A 19,657-nucleotide genomic window follows, 5' to 3' on the forward strand; every position below is an offset into this window, starting at 1 on the left:
AGGAAAGGACTTTTTCTTATGCATATATTTCTCTGTGAAGATTCCATCGATGGCATCTTTACCGGCATCTATGATGCCTGGGCCAGCAGATATGGGCACAAAAATATAAAGCTTTGTATCAATGATACGATAACTTACGAACTCTTTTCTGAATATATTACTGTCACACCGGATTCCGAAAAGAGCAAAAAGGTTGGACGCACCATTATTGCCCGTCTTGGCATGGAGGTCTATCAGGATATTCTTCAGGCGGTTCTTGCCCATGATGATAAGAAAAAGAATGAGCATCCGGACAAAGCCGACTGCATTTACCGTACACTCTTATATGGATTTTCTTTAGCGGATGGTCATCGGATTTTACAGGCTCTTGGCAATCCTTATATTGCAAGAGTCTTTGAACTAAGTCGTTCCACCGGAAATGAAGCCCACCATCTGCTTGGTTTTTTACGTTTTCAGGAACTGGAAAACGGAGTCCTGTTTTCTACCATCCACCCTAAGAATCAGGTGATTTCCGTTCTGGCAGAACATTTTACTGACCGCCTTCCACAGGAACATTTTATGATTTATGATGCAACACACCAGATTGCCGCCATTCACAAAGCCGGCAGTGGATACTTCCTTACGGATGCATCCAATTTAAATCCGGACGTTATCACACGGCTTTCCCCTGCCGAGAAGGAATACCAGAAGCTCTGGTGCGGTTTCTTTGACAGCATTGCCATTGAAGCAAGAAAGAATCCGAAGCTGCAAAGTCAGAATATTCCAAAACGTTTCTGGAAAGACACGGTGGAACTGGCATCCGGTAAATAAATGTTTCTATTGTTTTCTGGCAGACTTTACCTGGCAGTCTCTACCCGGCAGCAGAGTACATGCAGATGAAACCATAAACTGGATAATGTCTACTTTGTGCCATATCCTGGAAAAGATTTGTGTCCTGCCGGTATGACAGAAGAAGAGCGCACCGATTATGCACTGTTTGAGCTGAATAAATTATTGAAATATGTTGTCTATCCGGAAGATGTTGCCTGTATTTATATGGAGCCGGTTATGGGCGAAGGCGGCTATGTCGTTCCTTCCAGGAAATTCATACAAAGTGTCCGCGAGATTTGTGACAAACATGGAATTCTCCTGATTTTCGACGAAATCCAGTGTGGCTACGGACGTACCGGCAAAATGTGGGCAAGCCAGAACTTCGACGTTGTGCCTGATATTATGACAGTTGGTAAAGCCATTGCCGGCGGTCTTCCAATGAGTGCCGTGATTTCCACCCCGGAAATTATGGATAAATGGCCGGTTGGTACCCATGGAACCACTTTTGGCGGAAATCCTTGCATCTCCGATGTCCGTGGTATCGGTCTTATGGTTGCCATTGAATTTTCCCATAAGGATGGCTCCCCGGCACCAGACATCTGGGCAAAAGTAAAGAAAGGCTGCTTAGAACGCCATATGCTCACCTTAAACTGTGGCGTAAATGGAAATGGTATGCGGTTTGCCACTCCATTAAATGTCAAAAAAGAAGAAATCGATGAGGGACTGTCTGCCTTCCGAGCGTGTTCTTGCAACACAATATGGAGTCAGCCGTAATGTCATCCGGGAAGCCATCAAGATTCTTACCGAGAAAAAACTGGTTACGAATGTAATCGGCAAAGGCAATTATGTTACGCTTCCAAATGAAACGGATCTTGTAGATATGGTTGAATCTGCCCTGAACACTTCCGCTTCGTGTCTTCTATATGACACTGAATAACCTGATCAGTAAATCGATTTATTATGGTGAAGGGAATACCTCTTATGGAAGAATTACTGCACAGCAAGAGCATGAACAAATTTTATTATCCCTTAAGAACCGGGATATGGATGCTTATAAAATGGCTATCCACTTACACTTAGAATTAATCAGGCAGCTACTCCAGTAGGAGTGCTGCCCCTTTTTATTTACTTATTGCTGATATTTTTCCAATATAAGTTTCGCCTGCTCTTCATCTATCTGCAGTTCTTCCTGCAATAATGACAGAATTTCCGTATCTTCTTTTCCTAGTTTACGGCTGAGTTTTATAATGCCTTCTTCCAGTCCAGCTTTTCTTCCTTCTTCTTCGCCCTGTCTTCGAATCCTCTCTTCTCTCTCAAAACTCTTCATATATGCAAGACCTACCTCTCCATCCCGCTTGACTGCTGTTACCATCCGGTGTAACTTTTTCAGACTCTCGGTGGAAGCATTCTCTATGGATGAATGCTCCATGTAATGTAGTAGCTGTTTTAATTCCTCCGGCGGGTTTCCTTCCCTTCCTCTTGTATACAGGAATATGGTCTGTGCGCCATCCTCATACTCTAATTCCGGCACTTCGATACAACCATTCTTGATTGTATACACCATACGATTCAGTCCAAAGGGGTCATAAGTTGTAATAAAAATTACGATGACATTCCGAAGACTCCCATATGTATCACCTGCATTCAGATTGCTTGCATCAATCTTCGCATGGTAAAACCGGACTCTCCGTGGTAATGATATGATTTCTTCTTTTCCACCATTCTGGTCTGGTTCTATATCAAAGATTTCTCCGTTCTCCTCATCCAGATATACATCCAGCCGAATGCCGTGGGTTTCCAAATTTTCTCCGCAGAAGAAACGCTGCGGCACTACCGTAAGCTTTCCTATCTGCCGGTGTAGAATACACTCCAAAATATACCTCGCCGACTGTTCCCCATAAATTTTGTGACTGGTCAGGCTATTTACCAGAAAGTCATCCACCAGATTCAGCTCTTCTAAAGTTTTCATATTTCCTCCTTTTCCCATAATGCAAGGAAAAGCAGGATTACATATCCTGTTCCGATTCTGAAATTCCGCTTATTCAATGCACTATGCGTTCGTAAATTGTAATTAGAATTTAAAAGCATAGAATTCATTGAATTGATACTAGAAATTTAGATTGGCTTTTTCCACTCGAAAATCAGAATATATGCTTTGTGTTGATTGTAACAAATGCATATTTATAATACAAGTAAAATATTTATTGACAGTAAAATATTTATAAAATCCGATTCCCTTCTGACAGGAAGGCTACTTCACTTTTCCAAATAATTTTCTGGCATTTTCCCAGGTAACTGTTTCCACTTCTTCCGGTGTTGTTCCGGTCAGTTCGGCAATGGTTTTTACTACATAAATAAGATTCCTTGAATCGTTCCGGGTGCCACGATGCGGTTCCGGTGCCATATAGGGACAGTCAGTTTCCAATACAATGTGAGGCAGTCCGATTTCTGCCACGGTCTCCTTTAACTTCTTTGCATTTTTGAAGGTAACTACACCGCCGACACCAATATAATATCCCATTTTTACATATTCTTTCGCCATTTCCCTGGAATAAGAATAACAATGAATGACACCCGGAATGTCATCCTTATGGGCCTGCTGCATAATTTTCATGGTATCCTCTGCGGCATCTCTGGAATGAATGATAACCGGAAGACTCATTTCTTTTGCCAGTGCAAGCTGGCGGCAGAATATTTCCCGCTGTGCCTGCTGCACTGTTGGCTCCTTATCCCAATAATAATCAAGCCCGATTTCTCCGATGGCAACGGTTTTCTCCCAGGAAGCCTTTCCCTTTATCCATGCTAAATTTTCTTCCGTTGCATCTTCGATATTGCTTGGATGAATTCCGATTGCTGCATAAATATAATCGTATTTCTCTGCCAGTGCTACGCTATCCACGCAGCCGGCAAAGTCTGCGCCTACGTTAATTACCCGCTTTATGTTCTGCTCCGGAAGAGAAGAAACAAGCTGTTCTCTGTCCTCTTTGAATTTCTCATCATCATAATGTGCATGTGTCTCAAAAATCATAAAAATCCTCTTTCTATTTTACAAATGCTGGTAATAAAATACCGCCAGCTGCGTCCGGTCTCTTAGGGACAGCTTTTCTAATATGCTGCTGATATAGTTGCGGACAGTTCCTTCACTTAAGAATAATGCTTCCGCGATTTCCTTGTTGCTGCATCCAAGTGCCACCTGGTGAATGATTTCCTGCTCTTTTTCACTGATATCATAGCTGGCATAGTCAAAGCTTTCCTTATTCTGCATCAGAACCGGAAGCTTATTCACAATTTCCCCACCAAAAACGCTCTGTCCGCTCATGACTGCATTTAACGATGGAACAATTGCTGCAAAATCCTGCTTCAGGCAATAGCCTTTCGCACCGATTCGTAACGCCTCCACAATATATTCATCATCGGAAAATGTGGTCAGAAACAGCACCCTTGCCGTCTTGTCTTCTGCAAGAATCTGCTCTGCCGCATCCAGACCATTCATTGGCTTCATCTGGATATCCATTAATAAAATGTCCGGCTGAAGCTCTTCATATAATTTTACCGCTTCACTTCCATCGGTGCCTGTTCCAACTACCTCCACTCCCTTGGCGCAGAGAATGGTCTGCAGGGAAAATACCACATCTTCGTCATCATCTATTATCAGGACTCTCATACTGCCTCCTCTTTCTTTCGAATTGATATAAATATTTTAAAACCTTTTTCGCAGTTTACATGAATGCTTCCGCCCAGCGACTCCACACGTTCCCGCATATTCGAAAGTCCCATGCCTCCGGCTGCACTCTTAAGGTCATCCTTTTCTTCCCGCATCTGCTCCGTTGCCTTTTTCTGCTTTTCCTCATCCGTACCATTGTCCTCGATGGTCATCTGATACAGTGCCGGATGTTCCCTGAGAACAATCTCAATCCGGTCACCGTTGCTGTATTTGACAATATTTGACATTGCTTCTTTTACGGCTGCGATAAAACAATATTTGACTTTTCGTGGAACATTCTGTGACATATCGTATTCTAAATCCAGATGATAATGCTGCTTCATTTCCCGGGTTGCCTCTAATAATGCCTGCTTTAAATCCACGGAATCATCATGCAGATCATGCACACTTTCCCGGATATTATTCATGGCAAGATTTAAGGTATCATTTACCTTTAAAAGCTGACCATGCAGCGGCTCTTCCTCATATACGGTGCTCAGTGCTCCCATCTGAAGGATTGCCCGGGAGAGCATATGCCCCACATTATCATGGATTTCCCTTGCAATCCGGTTCCGCTCCTTTAGCGTTGCCATATAGATTTCCGTATCCTGTTCCTCTAAAAGCTTGCGGTTCTTCTCCCGCATCACAAGGCTTAACTCTGTGCTGGTATCCCGGAGTCGTATCAGATTCCGCTTCAACTCCGTTGCCTGCCTGGTGCAATGAGCCAACAGCACCGCCACTAATGATAAGAACAGCCAGATGGCTGTCATCCACGGTTGGTACACCGGCAGTGCATAAAAGAATAAAACTGCAAATCCCATGCCCCACCACAGACTGAACCAGAAGCTGTCAAAAAATACCAGCGGCAGCAAAAAAGTAAAGCCCGGCTCGATTAGACACAGTACTGCCATTGCTATCAGCAATGCACCAATGACTTTCCGGTTTTCAATATAAAGAGTCAACGCTGCCACAATCAGACCAATGATGAAGATTACAACTCTGCGGTAGTCTCCCTCTAAATGGAAAATAAGGCAGCTGCACATGGCAAAAAGAAGTAACTTATCCAGTATTCTTAACATTCTTCTTCCCCTTCCTTAGGGTTCTACTGCATTTACTGTATCATTTTTCCTAAGATATGACAAATGTCATTTTATTTCCTGACAGAATGCACTTACCAGTCCTCCGCTCACTCTACTATACTACATTTATAAAACCGCTATTATTTATCTCTATCTACAGGAGGCATAACATGGATGCAATACAGATTTCACACTTGAAAAAATATTATTCCGATATAAAAGCAGTAGATGATATTTCTTTTTCTGTTAAAAAAGGAGATTTATTTGGACTGCTCGGTGTAAATGGTGCCGGAAAATCCACTACGATTCATATTCTTTGCACGTTACTTAAAGCAACTGCAGGAACTGTCAAAATATGTGATTACGATGCTTTTAAAGAAGCCAATGCCATCCGCAATAAAATTGGAGTTGTTTTTCAGAATAATACTTTAGATGATTATCTGACAGTAAAAGAAAATCTTTTGATGAGAGGCTTTCTATATGAAAAAGATTTAAAGACGGTTCAAAAAAATCTCTATGAGATTGCCGAAATTCTTAACATTCAAAATTTATTATCACGACCTTTTCGTAAATTATCCGGTGGTCAGAAACGACGCTGCGAAATTGCCCGGGCACTCATGAATACTCCTGAAATATTATTTCTAGATGAGCCTTCTACCGGGCTTGACCCGCAGACCAGAAAACTTATGTGGGACTGTCTGGAAAGTCTCCGGTTAAAGCGCCATATGACAATTTTTCTCACCACACACTATATGGAAGAAGCCTCTATGGCACAACAACTTTGCATTATGGATGCCGGAAAAATCATTGCTTCCGGCTCTCCATCCCAGTTAAAAAATAAATATGCTTCCGATACTTTAAAAATCTATACTGACAAAATTACACCATTGAACCGGGAATTGGCTGCTCTTTCACTGGCTTCTTACCGCCTCCCTAACGGAATTGCAATTCCCCTATCTACTACCAAAGATGCTTTGCATATCATGCCCCAGATAACCACTCCCTATGATGGCATTGAAATTATTCAAGGCAGTATGGATGATGCTTTTATTCAAATAACAGGAAAAAAACTGGAGGATTAACCTATGATACTAATTTCATTTATAAAACGTAATATCTTACTTTATTTCCGAGACCGAATCAGTGTATTCTTTTCTCTTCTTTCTACTCTTATTGTGTTAACCCTTATGATTGCATTTCTCGGACAGGGAAATATTGATTCCACAATTCAGGTTCTTGGAACCGGTCTGAAATACGAAGCTGTTCATGCATCTTCGCTCATCATTATCTGGACCATTGCCGGTATCCTGGTTGTCAATGCCGTAAGCATTTCCATGACTCTGGTGGGAACCATGGTAAGAGATGAGGAATCCGGTAAGATATCTGCATTTTTTGTTGCACCCGTAAAACGTGGATACTATGTTGCAGGTTATGTCATTGCTGCAATTATTGTCTCCTTTATCATGTGCCTGCTCACATTGATAATCGGAATCATCTATCTTGGTATTGCTAATGGCTCCTTTATAACTGCCCATGATACTTTAGAAATTCTCTTTGCACTTCTTGCAATTATTTTTTCCTCTGCTTCCTTTGTCTTTTTATGCGCTTCTTTTATTCATACCAATAGTGCATTCAATGGTCTGACCACGCTTTTGGGTACTCTGATTGGATTTTTTGCTGCAATTTATGTTCCATACGGCAATATGCCCCAGACTCTTAAATATATCATCCGCTTTCTTCCAGCCTTTCAGGGGGCTTCCGCCATTCGTGAAATCTGGATGAATCAGGAATTGCAATGGTTTCATTGCCCCTCCGAAATAAAGACCGGATATGCGGATTATATGGGACTTACCATTTCTTTTAGAAATGCCACTCTTTCCCCTCATATGAAAATACTATATATGTTTATCTCAGGTCTTATCTTCCTTGGTCTTGCAACGGCTATTCTTTCAAGGAAAAGACAACAGGAACGTTAAGATATGACAAATGTCATTTTATTTCCTGACAGAATGCACTTACCTTCTGCAGCTCTTTTCCCTATACTTAAGTTATAGGCGATTGCGAGAAGAGAAAATTTCATAAAGAAGCTGGCTTGCCAATGTCTGGCAAAAGCGCTGGAGCGTTCATCGGAATACGGATACCTTATGAGGCTTGTTAGGGGCACTTGGAATTTCGCCCAATATCCGGCAACGCCGGTACAGGGATGTACCGGCGAGGCGCATATGAACATGGATGCGAATTTGCGCCGGTTGCCGAAAAAACTACTCATGTTTCGAAATTCTTAGTGCCCCTTTTCAAGCATCATGCAGTATCCAGTTTCGACGAACACTCCAGTGCTTTTGATGTAACACAGCAAAACAGTTTTTATAAATTTCTTTTCTTCTCTCGCAATCGCCTGCACAACCAATCAACCTAAAAAAGGAGGAAACCTATGAGTACCCCAGTTGTAAAAATAGAAAACCTGGTGAAACGCTACAAAGAGCTTGTAGCATTAGACCACTTTAACTTAGAGATTGAAGAAGGTGAGATTTTCGGTCTGCTCGGTCCAAACGGTTCCGGCAAGACTACGACCATCAACTGCCTTCTTTCCCTGCTTTCCTATGACAAAGGAAACATTGAAGTATTTGGGAAAAAGATGAACCCGGATAGTTATGACCTGAAGCGGCAAATCGGCGTTGTTATGCAGAACGTTGCCGTAGTGGATGAACTGACGGTATATGAAAACATTGATTATTTCTGTGGGCTTTATGTAAAAGATAAAGCACTCCGGAAACAGTATGTAGAGGAAGCCATTGCTTTTGTAGGCTTAGATGATTTCCGTAAATTCTTTCCAAAGAAGTTATCCGGCGGACTTTTAAGGCGGTTAAATATTGCCTGCGGCATTGCCCATAAACCAAAGCTGATTATCATGGATGAGCCGACCGTTGCCGTTGACCCGCAGAGCCGGAATAAGATTCTTGAGGGAATCGTGGAGCTGAACCGGAACGGTGCCACCATCATTTACACTTCCCATTACATGGAAGAGGTGGAGCAGATTTGTTCCCGGATTGCCATTATGGACAAAGGAAAAAATCTTGCCATCGGCACGAAGGATGAATTAAAGCAGATGATTAAGAAGAGTGAAAGTATTTCCATTGATATCTTAGACCTGCCGGATACAGCAATCGATGAAATCCGTGCTTTAAAACATGTTTATGAAGTGACTTACGAAAATCACATGCTGACTGTTTTATGCAGCGGTGGAAGCCACAATCTCATTCATGTGCTGGATTATCTGCAGCAGCATGAGATTACCTTCGGAAAAGTGTATTCCGAGCTTCCGACCTTAAATGATGTATTCTTAGAGATTACCGGCAAAGAATTAAGAGACTAGGAGGAGAAAGATATGCTTCAAATCATGAAATATCATTTCCGGATTCTCCTTAGAAATAGGGAGCAGATGTTCTGGATACTGCTTTTTCCGATTCTGCTTGGCATTATGTTCAAGGTAGCATTTTCCAATATCAGCAGTTCCGAAATACAAAAGCCGGTTTCCATTGCTGTTGTAGAAGAAAATAATTCGGATGCATTAAAAAATATCAAGACCTTTTTAGAAAAAACGGAATTAAAAGATGGCGTTGCCCTCTTTGTTCCAACCTACTGCACAGAAGAAAAAGCCGTTTCCCTGTTAAAGGACCAGACGGTGGATGGCATTTTGTATACAGACAATTCTGCATCGGATACAGTCACACTTTCCCTTACGGTTTCTTCTTCTAGCTCTGATACCGTCCGCATGAATCAGAGTATTTTGCAGGCATTTGTAAAGCAGTACAATTCCTCGGTTTCTGCCATTGCGGATACTGCAAAAAATCACCCGGAGAACTTAGAAGCACTGCTTCAAAGTCTCTCTGAGCAGGTTACTTATACCAAAGAAGTTTCTTTAAACAAACATAATACCGATACTTATACACAGTACTTTTACAATCTGATAGCTATGGCATGCCTCTTTACCAGCCTTTCCGGACTGTATGTTTCCCTCAATAACCAGGGAAATCTCTCCGCCATTGGTGCAAGACGCAATGTCTCTCCGGTTCATAAAATGAAGGTCATTATAGCAGAGCTTTTTTCCAATGTGATATTCCAGTTTATCTGTAATCTGGTTTCCTTTGCATTTATTGTACTGGTGCTTAAGATTGATTTAACCTACCATCTCCCACTGGCAATCCTGACGGTATTTGTCGGCTGTCTGACCGGAACTACCATGGGCTTTTTCGTAGGTTCCATCGGAGCCTTTTCCGAGGGAACAAAACAGGGAATTCTTGTCTCCGGCAGTCTGCTGCTTTGCTTCTTAAGCGGGCTTATGGTTGGAAATATGTGGATCATTGTCGAGAATACCTGCCCGGTTATCAACCGGATTTCACCGGCTGCCCTGATTTCCCGTGCCTTCTATACACTGGGCATTCAGGATAACCTAAACCAGTATTACCAATGTATTCTGACACTGGTTGGCATTTCCGCTCTCTTCTGTTTGGGTGGATTCTTACTGACAAGGAGGAAAAGATATGCAAGTATTTAAAACTTTTCTGAAAATTGCAAAGAAGAAATTTCCTTCGGTGCTTTTATACTATATTATTTTTACCGTTGTTGTAATTGCCATGAGTAAAATCGGAGCATCCGACCATGAAACTTCTTTTACTGCCACAAAGGCAGACATTTATATTATTGACGAGGATAACAGCACTGCAAGCCACGCTTTAAGTGATTATCTTTCCTCCATGCACAATCCGGTCACTTTAAAGGATACGGATACTATGACCTTACAGGATGCCCTTTATTATCAAAAGGTTGACTATATTTTAACCATCCCGGAAGGTTTTGAAGAACAGCTTACTGATTCTGATGCCAGAGATTTCCTTCCGGTTTCCATGCGAAAGGACAACTCCAATGGCTATTTTGTAGACCAGCAGGTAACTGAGTATCTTTCCAGTGTCCGCTTATTTATGGCTGGTGGCTTCTCTCTTTCCGAAGCAGTAACAAAATCCAGTGAATCACTTTCCAAAGGAAACGATACTACGGTTCTTAAGCTTGAAGAAAAGGAAACGGATGGTGCACAGATTGGACTTACCTATTTCTTCCAGTATCTTCCTTATGTACTCATTAATATGCTGTTACTTGGTATGACTCCTATTCTGATGACCTTTAACCAGAAAGATTTAGGTGCAAGGATTTCCTGCTCCTCTCTTTCCTTAAAGTCCAGAAATGCGCAGATTACTTTAGGATGTATCGTATTCAGTCTCTTTGTATGGCTGCTCTTTATCCTGACTGCACTTTTTATCTACGGACCAGACACTCTGTTCTCGATAAACGGACTCCACTCTCTTTTAAACAGTGCCATGGTTCTGCTGTTTTCCATAGCACTTACGCTCCTTGTAAGTACTTTTGCACTCAAACAGCAGTCCCTCAGTATGATTGCAAATGTTGCCTCCCTGGGATTGAGTTTCCTCTCCGGAATCTTCGTTCCGCAATACCTTTTGGGAAAAGGTGTTCTTGCTGTGGCGCATTTTCTTCCAACCTACTGGTATATCCGCCTCAATTCCATGCTGGGCGGTATATCGGATGAAATACTTACCACTGCGAAATACTGGCGCTTTATCGGTATCCAGTTTGGCTTCTTCGTCGCAATATTCTGTATTTATCTGGTTTCCAGCAAATACCAGAAACGCAGCCGCAACGCATAATTATCTACAGTAGCTTTGGCAACAGAAAGCCCCGGAAGAACTAATTTACAATGTTCTTCCGGGGCTTCTTTCTATAGCTATTCCCTTATATGCTCTTTCTTTATGCAGCTAATCTGAAAATCTTATAATTAGCAGATTTCTGCTCCTGCCGGCATATCCTTTTCCGGTGTCAGAAGTGCTAATTCTCCATTTTCATCCTCCGCGCAAAGTAACATTCCTTCAGATAATACACCTGCAAGTTTTGCCGGTTTTAAGTTTACTAATACCATAACTTTCTTGCCGACCATTTCTTCCGGTGTGTACTGTTTGCGGATACCGGATACAATCTGTTTTACCTGGCTTCCGATTCTTACCTGTGAACACAGTAATTTCTTGGATTTCTCTACTGCCTTACACTCGATGATTTCACCAACCTGGAACTGCATTTTCATAAAATCATCATAAGTGATTTCTTCCTTTGGCTCAATGTCGATGACAGCGGCATCTGCTTTTGCTTCTGTCTCAACTTCTTTGCCTAATGCTTTCTGCTCTGCTTCGAATTCTGCTTTCTGGGCAGCGCGGATTGCTTCTACCTTCGGCATTACTTCCTTCGGGTCTAATCTTGCGAAGAGAATCTCCGGTTTCTCCGTTACTTTATTATCATTTGGATAAAGTCCAAACTGATTCAGCTCATCAAATCCACGCAGTCCTGTATTAAGCTGCGCTGCGATTTTCTCTGCGGTCTCCGGCAGAAAGCTTGCTAAAAGGCTTGCGCCGATAGTGATGGACTCGGTCAGATTGTAAAGCACTTCGCTTAAGCGGTCTTTCTTTGCTTCATCCTTTGCCAGTACCCAAGGGGCTGTTTCATCAATATATTTGTTGCAGCGGCGGAATACATTAAATACTTCTGTAATGGCATCTGCCACACGAAGTCCGGACATCTTATCTGCAATCTTATCTCTTGCGCCGGTTACGACTGCCTTCAAGTCATTATCTACTTCTTCTGTGACTCCGGTGCTCTTTACGACACCGTCAAAATATTTATTGCTCATGGAAATGGTACGGCTTACCAGGTTTCCAAGGATGTTGGCAAGGTCGGAATTGAAACGCTCTACAACCAGCTCCCAGGTAATGATTCCATCATTTTCAAATGGCATCTCATGCAATACGAAATAACGGGTTGCATCTACACCAAAGAGGTCTACCATATCATCAGCATAGATTACATTTCCCTTGGATTTGCTCATTTTCTCGCCACCCTGTAAGAGCCATGGATGTCCAAATACCTGCTTTGGCAGTGGCAGGTCTAATGCCATTAAGAAAATCGGCCAGTAAATGGTATGGAAACGGATGATATCTTTTCCTATTAAGTGTAAATCTGCCGGCCAGTTCTTCTTGAATAAATCGGAAGAATTGCCATCTGCATCATAGCCAATCTTGGTAATGTAGTTGGTCAGTGCATCCAGCCATACATATACTACATGCTTTGGATCAAAGTCTACCGGAATTCCCCAGGAAAATGAGGTTCTGGATACACATAAATCCTGAAGTCCCGGAAGCAGGAAGTTATTCATCATCTCATTCTTACGGGATACCGGCTGGATAAACTCCGGATGCTCATTGATATATTCGATTAACCGGTCCGCATATTTGCTCATTTTAAAGAAATATGCTTCTTCTTTTGCCGGCTGTACTTCACGACCACAGTCCGGACATTTTCCATCTACCAGCTGGGATTCTGTCCAGAAAGACTCACATGGAGTACAATAAAGTCCCTCATAGGAACCCTTATAAATATCACCTTTATCATAAAGTTTCTTAAAAATCTTCTTAACCTGTGTCTCATGGTCTTCATCGGTAGTACGCACGAAATTATCATAAGAAGTATTCATCAAATCCCAGATTCTCTTTACTTCTCCGGCAACTTCGTCTACGAACTGCTTCGGTGTAATTCCTTTTTCCTCTGCCTTTAATTCAATCTTCTGTCCATGTTCATCGGTACCGGTCTGGAAATATACATCATAGCCTTCCAGTCTCTTGTATCTTGCGATTGCGTCTGCCAGTACAATCTCATAAGTGTTTCCAATGTGCGGTTTACCTGATGTGTAGGCAATCGCGGTGGTCATGTAAAACTTTCCTTTGCTGCTCATCTTCATTCTCCTTTTTATACTTTTGGTGCTCCTCAAGCGTTCCTGCGAGCCGCTTCGCTACTCGCGACCTGAGAAACTTCGTTTCACAGGTTTTCGCGGTATTTCTCAAGCGTTCCTGCGAGCTGCTTCGCTACTCGCGACCTGAGAAACTTCGTTTCACAGGTTTTCGCGGTGCTCCTCAAATGCTCGTGCAAGCACGGCATTTTCATCGCTACTCGCGAAAAAAAATCCCGTCTTCTAATGAAAGAAGACGGGTGTTATCCGTGTTACCACTTCTATTTTACACATACCTTACAATATGTGCCTCATGAAGTATCCTGCAATACTTCCCGCTATAACAGGCGGTCCTGTCGAAGCTTTGTCTCTTAAGATTCAGCCCCGCCACTCCAAAGCCATCTTCCATCTATCGCCCTTGATTCCATCTCAGCTAAACCCTGCGGTTTATTGGAACTCTCTGTACAATTCCGATAAATGTACTCTCTTCTTCCTTGCGTTTATCATCTAGGTGTAAAACTAACACAATTTATTTGAAAAGTCAACCTTTGCAACCGGACCATCCGATATCCTTAAGCTTCACAAATTGCCTTTATCATCTGGTAAATCTCATCTTTATTTTTCTGCAATACTAATTCAAGTTCAGAATAGAGAAGATTTTCTGCCAGATTAAAATAACGTCCATCTACTGTAGTTGTTTTCTTTCCCTGCTCCTGGCGCGTCTTTTTCCTCTGATAGATTAGCTTTATAATACAATTTGTTGGAATCTGCTACAAAATCCGGATTTACAATGTCCTTTATTTTGCATACTCCATTTGTTGATTTTACAATATATGCTCCAATTGGATACATTTTCTCACCTCTGACACCGCATATTTTCGCTTTTTATGATAAACTTTTCAGTCTGCGATTTCAAAGGCACTTTTTCACAATTTTAGAATTGCTATGGTTGTATATTTATTCCACATGGAAATACTGTACGCTTCCTGCCAGCTGGTCAGCAATCTCACGAAGCTGCTCTGCGCTCATGTATACCTGCTTAAAGGTATCTACAACCTCTTCCGTATCTTCGTAAGTCTTTTTCGTTCCGGATACACTGTCCTGCGCTATATTAGAAAGAGTCTCAACTGCCTGCAGAACCTCATTTCTCACATTCGCAAGATGCTCTGTGGTCTCTTTAATCTGCTGGATACTCTGCATGGAATTGGCTATCTGTGCCACAACCTCTTCCACCACCTTCTGGGTATCCTGCATGCTCTCACTCTGGCTCATAATGATTTCCTGCATTTTCTGCATAATCTCAACAGCTTTCTGGGAATCCTCGCTCAGCATCATGGCTGTTTCTTCAATTTCGTTGCTGGACTGATTGGACTGCTCAGATAATTTCTTAATCTGTTCTGCAACTACGGCAAATCCTTTTCCGTTCTCTCCTGCTCTGGCTGCCTCTATGGATGCATTCAGACTAAGTAAATCTGTCTCTTCTGCAATCGATGCGATAAATGCGGTTGCTTTGTAAATCTGCTGGACAGAATCGTTGGTACGGTTGGTCTGCTCCTGTACTTCTCCGATAATCTGCTCTACTTCGCCATTGATGCGCTGAAGATTTGCCAGTGTCTCCGCTGCTTTTTCACTGGATTCATGCATAAATGCCGCATTGCTGTTTAATGCCTCCACCTCAGCAGAAGTCTCTGTTATATTATCTCCCATCAGCCGCATATGTTCTGAGGTACTCTTTGAATTCTCTGCCTGCTCCGTAGAATTTTCTACAATACGGTTTACGGCTGTGCGCACCTTATTCATGGTTCCATTGGTATTATCGGCCGCTGTTCCAAGCAGAGAAGATGCCTCTAACAACTTCTGCACATTCTGATTGATTTCAAGTGTTGTCCGCTGCATCGCATCACGCAGGGTAATCGTAACTCTGGAAAGGTCTCCGATTTCATCCTTACTCTTAAGCAGCTTATTATTCACCTGTACATTCAAATCGCCTGCTGCAATCTTCTCCACCGTTTTAATACTGGTTCTGATATTCCTGCTGATAGTGCTTGCCAGCTTCGTGCTGACAATCAGGCAGACCAGCATAATTGCCACCACCGCTGCCACAATCGATCCTAAAAGCCGCATTACAACAGCATCTTTATCCTGCTTATTGGTTCCTACGAATACCATTCCCACAATATCTGTATCGGAGCCATTCTGATATACCGGCATAAAATAACCATAATTTAAAGTTCCTTCTATAGATACTGCCTGACTGAAATATTCTTCTCCACCATTTAATACTTTTTCTACAATGACATCTCCTGCTTTGGATTTTAAGATACGATTTCCATTCTCATCCGTTGCTGAAGTCATGATTCGTTTATCTTCATAGAAAAAAGTTACATCCATTCCGGTATTATCTTTAATCCGGTCTACCAGATTCTCTGATTTGGAAATATTGTAACTTCCCTTCCAGATGTCCCCATTGCTGGTTTCAAGATAATCTCCGGTATTCTGGTCATATGCTGCCAACGTTGCGGCAGCGGTTCCCTTTAATGCATCCTTTATCTCATCCATCATGGAATTCTTTACCATGGTTACGGTAAATAGTATGGTGATAATTCCTAATATCAATACCGGTCCAATTGTAATTGCCAGAATTTTTTTCTTTAGATTCATTTGCATCCCCCTACTCTACCACTTCAACCGTCTTAAAATACCAGTCTATTCCTCCGGTAATTGTCGCATCATCTAATGTTTTTCCTTCTTTTCCTACGGTTTCTCCGGTATTGGTCTCAATTACACCATCAAACACGCCATTTTCCCCGGAAAGAATTGCTGCCTTTGCCTCCTCAACTTTCTCCTCAGTTCCATCTGCACAGAAATCAGCAAGCGACGTAAGTCCTACCAGGTTCTCATTCATTCCACCATAATAATTGCTGCCATCCCAGGTTCCGTCGATAACACTCTGCACTGCTGATGTATAATAGGCACTCCAGTTCCAGATAACACTGCAAAGACAAGCCTCCGGTGCATTTTTACTCATATCAGAATTATAACCGATACTATAAACACCTCTTTCCTGTGCCAATGTCTGCGGATATTCTGTATCACAATGCTGTGCAATTACATCACAGCCCATGTTAAGAAGCGTCTCTGCTGCCGCCTTCTCTCCGTCCGGATCAAACCAGCTGTTTGTAACTTTTACATAGACCTTTGCATTCTGATTGACAGAATATATTCCCAGTGCAAATGCATCTATTCCACCAGTTACCTCTGAATTTGAAGAATCCATCGCTGCCACATAACCGATTTTATCGGACTTGGTATTCATGCCCGCTACGATTCCACTCAAGTAACGTGCCTGATAAATTCTTCCAAAATAATTATTAAAATTCTTTCCGTTGCTCATATATCCGGTTCCATGTGAAAAATAAATATCCGGATATTCTTCTGCCATCTCTGCGGTGGTCTCCATATACCCCCAGCTTGTGGCGAAAATAATATTACAGCCTTCGTCAATGCATTCCTGTATTGCTGCTCTGGTTGCATCTGCATCAGTATCCGAAATATTAATTTTACGCACAATCTGGTCATCGGAAAGATTTAAGTTCTGCTGCATTCCCTGAATACCAAGATCATGGGTATATGTATAACCACTTCCCTCTGCCGGATCGGATAGATGAATGACACCTACCTTAATCTCATCCTTCGGTATCCCCCCGGTATCACCCGATGTGTTATCCGCCACTGCTTCCGTGCCTTCTTCTACGCTGTCACTGCCTTCATTGGTAGCATAATCGTCTAACTGCGTGCTTTTCCCGCACCCGGAAAAAACCAAGCTGGCTACCAGTAATAAAGCACCGGTCAGCTTTATCATTCGTTTCTTCATAAATTGCTGCACCTCCCTATACCTTTCTCTTCCCTATTGGTATACCATTTATTATATCTTATGTTTTTTCATAAAACAACCTACCCATTGGTATGATTTTCTCAAAACAAATGGGTAGGTTGTCCACTAATCTTCAAAGATATTCAGTTTTGCTCCACATTTTCCACAGAACTCTGTGTCCTCCGGCACAGTAGCGCCACACTGCGGGCACTGACGCGCTCCTTTAATCTTTAATACTTCCTCTTTCATATGGTCAATTGCTGCAAATGCCTCTGCAATTACCTGCATCTGCTGTCCATATGCACCATCTGCTTCTTCCTTGTGGTCTTCATAATAAAGCTTTCCAATCTGTGCATACTGCTTTTCAATAAAATCCTCTTTTGCCTTGATGTCAAAGTTTAACTTTGCAGTTCCGGATAAATCCTTTGCCTTCTGTGTGACATCCTTTCCTGCAGTTACCAGTTTCTCTCCCATGCGGTCAAAAAAATCCATTGTGTATCCTCCTTTTCTTACTATATTCCCCTGTGCGTCCGCACTTTACCTGATTATATACCTCTTGATATTGCTTTTCAATTGGGCGAATTTTAAAAAAGAATAAAATTTTGGTCAAACGGATGTCTGCACCGTTTACCGGGTCCGGACGCGATAAAAGGGCGGCAAGGGGCACTTGGAATGCCAAATGTCCGTGTTGTTCAGCAAAGTGCGGATGCATGATAAGAGCAGCTAGGGGCACTTGGAATTTCGGATAGTGCCAGGCAACGCCGGCACAGGGACGTGCCGGTGAGGCGCAGATGAACATGGATGTGAATTTACGCCGGTTGCCAGTCAATCTCATATCCCTTCGAAATTCTTAGTGCCCCTTGCCGCCCTTATGTCGCATTCGGACTCACTGAACAGCACGGACATTACGCTTCTTTCACCCCCTAACGCTTTCCCCGGAAAACTTCATTCTTTTTTAAAGATTTTTCCAGATAAAATGTGCTATACTCTAGGTACGAATGCGAACCACAAGGAGATATCTATGAAGCAAAGATTTATTGCCCTGATTTGTATTGCCACCCTGGTCTTTTGCGGATGTGGTGGGAAGAAACAGTCTTCTGTACAGACGGATTCCGGCAGTGAACAGCCGGACGCTACAGAAGAGTCAACAGAACAGTCCCGGAATGACCCGGTAACAATAACATTTAATTCCAAAACAGAGACTTATCATGCCGATGATTTATCTACTGTTTTATTATATACCTCCTATCAGAAACCAACGGTGACCATAGACGGTCATCCGAAGATTTCCAAAACCATTACACAATCTTTAAACGAAGAACTGGATGCTTTCCAGGATGCCCGATTAGAAAGTCTGCTTTCCGCAAGAATTTCTTTTGCTGCGTCACCGGATTCCTTTTCCGCCTATCACTTAGATGAGGATTTTTCCTGTACCAGACAGGACAGCCGGATTATCTCTTTTGAGAGTACCAGAAAAGAATTTACCAGTGAGGAGACCCACAGTGCTGCTTATGGTGGGTTTAATTATGATCTGGAAAATGGCAAAACACTTACTCTTTCTGATATTGCTACAGATTCCAATGCCCTGATAAACAGTGCACTTTCTTTTATTAACCAGCAGCTTTTGTTACCGAACTACGGCAAAGTAAGCCAGCTTGCCAAACATGACGGCTCCGATGTATCTTCGAACCTTTTGGAACATGTACTGAGGGATGGCAACTGGTATTTTACCAAAGGCGGTATTACCTTTATCGCCAATCATGGTGCTATTACACCGTCTTATTCCGATACACTTTTATTTTCCGTTCCTTATCAGCAGCTGAATGCCCTGAAGGCTGAATATCATTACACCGGTAATTTTCAGTTGAACGCTTTAATGGGGTCTGCTGTTTCTGCAGATATGGATGGAAACGGAGAAATGGATGCCGTCTACTACGACACTACTTACAACGAAGAAACGGGAATGCTTTCTTCTACCCTGACGGTAGATGGAACCGATTATTCTGAAATGCTTTATAATGGCGACTTTACACTGTCCCGCAGTGCTGCCTCCGATATAACAAATGAATATTATCTCATTGACCTTGATACAACAGATGAATATATCGAGCTTGCCATCCCGGATGATGGATTAAGAACAACCTATTTCTTCCGCTATGCCGGCTTTCATCTGGAATACTTAGGTTCCATTCCGGACCTGATAGACAGCTCCACCTTCCAGCTTAATAATGTACTTTCCCAGTTAGAAGAATCGGAAAATTAGTCAGCATCCTGTAGAATCTGCCACCGGCAGCTTCTTACAGATATTTTTGCTGCGCGCATAACACAATAAGAAGCCCACAAAAACGGGC

18 protein-coding genes are annotated in these 19,657 nt (G+C 42.4%); 9 read left to right on the forward strand and 9 right to left on the reverse strand.

Features of this window, described 5'->3' with window-relative positions; genetic code table 11:
* The first annotated feature begins 18 nt into the window (after positions 1-18).
* From DWX96_RS11450 to DWX96_RS14975, 3 genes are all read left to right on the forward strand, one after another.
* Positions 19-810 carry a TIGR03915 family putative DNA repair protein gene (locus tag DWX96_RS11450; protein ID WP_118057541.1) on the forward strand — a complete coding sequence of 264 codons (792 nt, stop codon included), beginning with the start codon at positions 19-21 and terminating at the stop codon, positions 808-810.
* Positions 811-888: 78 nt separating this feature from the next.
* The gene (locus tag DWX96_RS11455; RefSeq protein ID WP_118057540.1) at positions 889-1,584 is read left to right on the forward strand and encodes an aminotransferase class III-fold pyridoxal phosphate-dependent enzyme; all 696 of its coding nucleotides are present in this window, start codon (positions 889-891) and stop codon (positions 1,582-1,584) included.
* On the forward strand, positions 1,526-1,747 hold the full coding sequence (locus DWX96_RS14975; protein WP_197420847.1) for a winged helix-turn-helix domain-containing protein: 222 nt from the start codon (positions 1,526-1,528) through the stop codon (positions 1,745-1,747). The genes DWX96_RS11455 and DWX96_RS14975 overlap by 59 nt, the downstream gene beginning before the upstream one ends.
* A 192-nt stretch (positions 1,748-1,939) precedes the next feature.
* Here DWX96_RS14975 and DWX96_RS11465 read toward each other — a convergent pair whose 3' ends face one another.
* The 4 genes from DWX96_RS11465 to DWX96_RS11480 form a co-directional block, all read right to left on the reverse strand.
* Positions 1,940-2,779, reverse strand: coding sequence for an Rpn family recombination-promoting nuclease/putative transposase (locus tag DWX96_RS11465; RefSeq protein WP_117947495.1), 840 nt, complete (start codon positions 2,777-2,779; stop codon positions 1,940-1,942).
* Positions 2,780-3,061: 282 nt separating this feature from the next.
* Positions 3,062-3,838, reverse strand: coding sequence for a TatD family hydrolase (locus DWX96_RS11470; RefSeq protein ID WP_118057539.1), 777 nt, complete (start codon positions 3,836-3,838; stop codon positions 3,062-3,064).
* Between the two features lie 18 nt (positions 3,839-3,856).
* Entirely contained in the window at positions 3,857-4,474 is a 618-nt protein-coding gene (locus tag DWX96_RS11475) for a response regulator transcription factor (protein ID WP_117947493.1), read from the reverse strand.
* On the reverse strand, positions 4,471-5,592 hold the full coding sequence (locus DWX96_RS11480) for a sensor histidine kinase (RefSeq protein ID WP_117947492.1): 1,122 nt from the start codon (positions 5,590-5,592) through the stop codon (positions 4,471-4,473). The genes DWX96_RS11475 and DWX96_RS11480 overlap by 4 nt, the downstream gene beginning before the upstream one ends.
* Before the next feature lie 170 nt (positions 5,593-5,762).
* Between DWX96_RS11480 and DWX96_RS11485 the strand changes: the two genes are divergently transcribed.
* From DWX96_RS11485 to DWX96_RS11505, 5 genes are all read left to right on the forward strand, one after another.
* On the forward strand, positions 5,763-6,674 hold the full coding sequence (locus DWX96_RS11485; protein ID WP_118057538.1) for an ABC transporter ATP-binding protein: 912 nt from the start codon (positions 5,763-5,765) through the stop codon (positions 6,672-6,674).
* Between the two features lie 3 nt (positions 6,675-6,677).
* The gene (locus tag DWX96_RS11490; protein WP_118057537.1) at positions 6,678-7,568 is read left to right on the forward strand and encodes an ABC transporter permease; all 891 of its coding nucleotides are present in this window, start codon (positions 6,678-6,680) and stop codon (positions 7,566-7,568) included.
* Between the two features lie 455 nt (positions 7,569-8,023).
* The gene (locus DWX96_RS11495) at positions 8,024-8,965 is read left to right on the forward strand and encodes an ABC transporter ATP-binding protein (protein WP_118057536.1); all 942 of its coding nucleotides are present in this window, start codon (positions 8,024-8,026) and stop codon (positions 8,963-8,965) included.
* A 12-nt stretch (positions 8,966-8,977) separates the two neighbouring features.
* A complete protein-coding gene (locus tag DWX96_RS11500; RefSeq protein WP_117842131.1) occupies positions 8,978-10,147 on the forward strand; it encodes an ABC transporter permease in 1,170 nt (389 codons plus the stop codon).
* Positions 10,134-11,309: an ABC transporter permease gene (locus DWX96_RS11505; protein ID WP_118057535.1), complete on the forward strand. Its 1,176-nt coding sequence runs from the start codon at positions 10,134-10,136 to the stop codon at positions 11,307-11,309. The genes DWX96_RS11500 and DWX96_RS11505 overlap by 14 nt, the downstream gene beginning before the upstream one ends.
* Positions 11,310-11,437: 128 nt before the next feature.
* On the opposite strand, the gene metG is transcribed toward DWX96_RS11505, so the two are convergent.
* The 5 genes from metG to DWX96_RS11530 all read right to left on the reverse strand — a co-directional run bounded on the left by metG (position 11,438) and on the right by DWX96_RS11530 (position 17,798).
* Positions 11,438-13,438 carry a methionine--tRNA ligase gene (gene metG / locus DWX96_RS11510; RefSeq protein WP_118057534.1) on the reverse strand — a complete coding sequence of 667 codons (2,001 nt, stop codon included), beginning with the start codon at positions 13,436-13,438 and terminating at the stop codon, positions 11,438-11,440.
* A 663-nt stretch (positions 13,439-14,101) separates the two neighbouring features.
* The gene (locus DWX96_RS11515) at positions 14,102-14,284 is read right to left on the reverse strand and encodes a hypothetical protein (protein ID WP_227701260.1); all 183 of its coding nucleotides are present in this window, start codon (positions 14,282-14,284) and stop codon (positions 14,102-14,104) included.
* A gap of 105 nt (positions 14,285-14,389) precedes the next feature.
* Positions 14,390-16,093, reverse strand: a complete 1,704-nt coding sequence (locus tag DWX96_RS11520) for a methyl-accepting chemotaxis protein (protein ID WP_118057533.1) — start codon at positions 16,091-16,093, stop codon at positions 14,390-14,392.
* Positions 16,094-16,103: 10 nt separating this feature from the next.
* On the reverse strand, positions 16,104-17,306 hold the full coding sequence (locus DWX96_RS11525) for a BMP family ABC transporter substrate-binding protein (RefSeq protein ID WP_118057532.1): 1,203 nt from the start codon (positions 17,304-17,306) through the stop codon (positions 16,104-16,106).
* A gap of 126 nt (positions 17,307-17,432) precedes the next feature.
* Positions 17,433-17,798: a zinc ribbon domain-containing protein gene (locus tag DWX96_RS11530; RefSeq protein ID WP_118057531.1), complete on the reverse strand. Its 366-nt coding sequence runs from the start codon at positions 17,796-17,798 to the stop codon at positions 17,433-17,435.
* A 529-nt stretch (positions 17,799-18,327) separates the two neighbouring features.
* Here DWX96_RS11530 and DWX96_RS11540 point away from each other — a divergent pair.
* Positions 18,328-19,569, forward strand: coding sequence for a hypothetical protein (locus DWX96_RS11540; RefSeq protein WP_118057529.1), 1,242 nt, complete (start codon positions 18,328-18,330; stop codon positions 19,567-19,569).
* The last annotated feature ends 88 nt before the right edge of the window (positions 19,570-19,657 follow it).

This window comes from Roseburia sp. AF22-2LB, from assembly GCF_003461125.1.
Lineage (GTDB): Bacteria > Bacillota > Clostridia > Lachnospirales > Lachnospiraceae > Roseburia_C > Roseburia_C amylophila.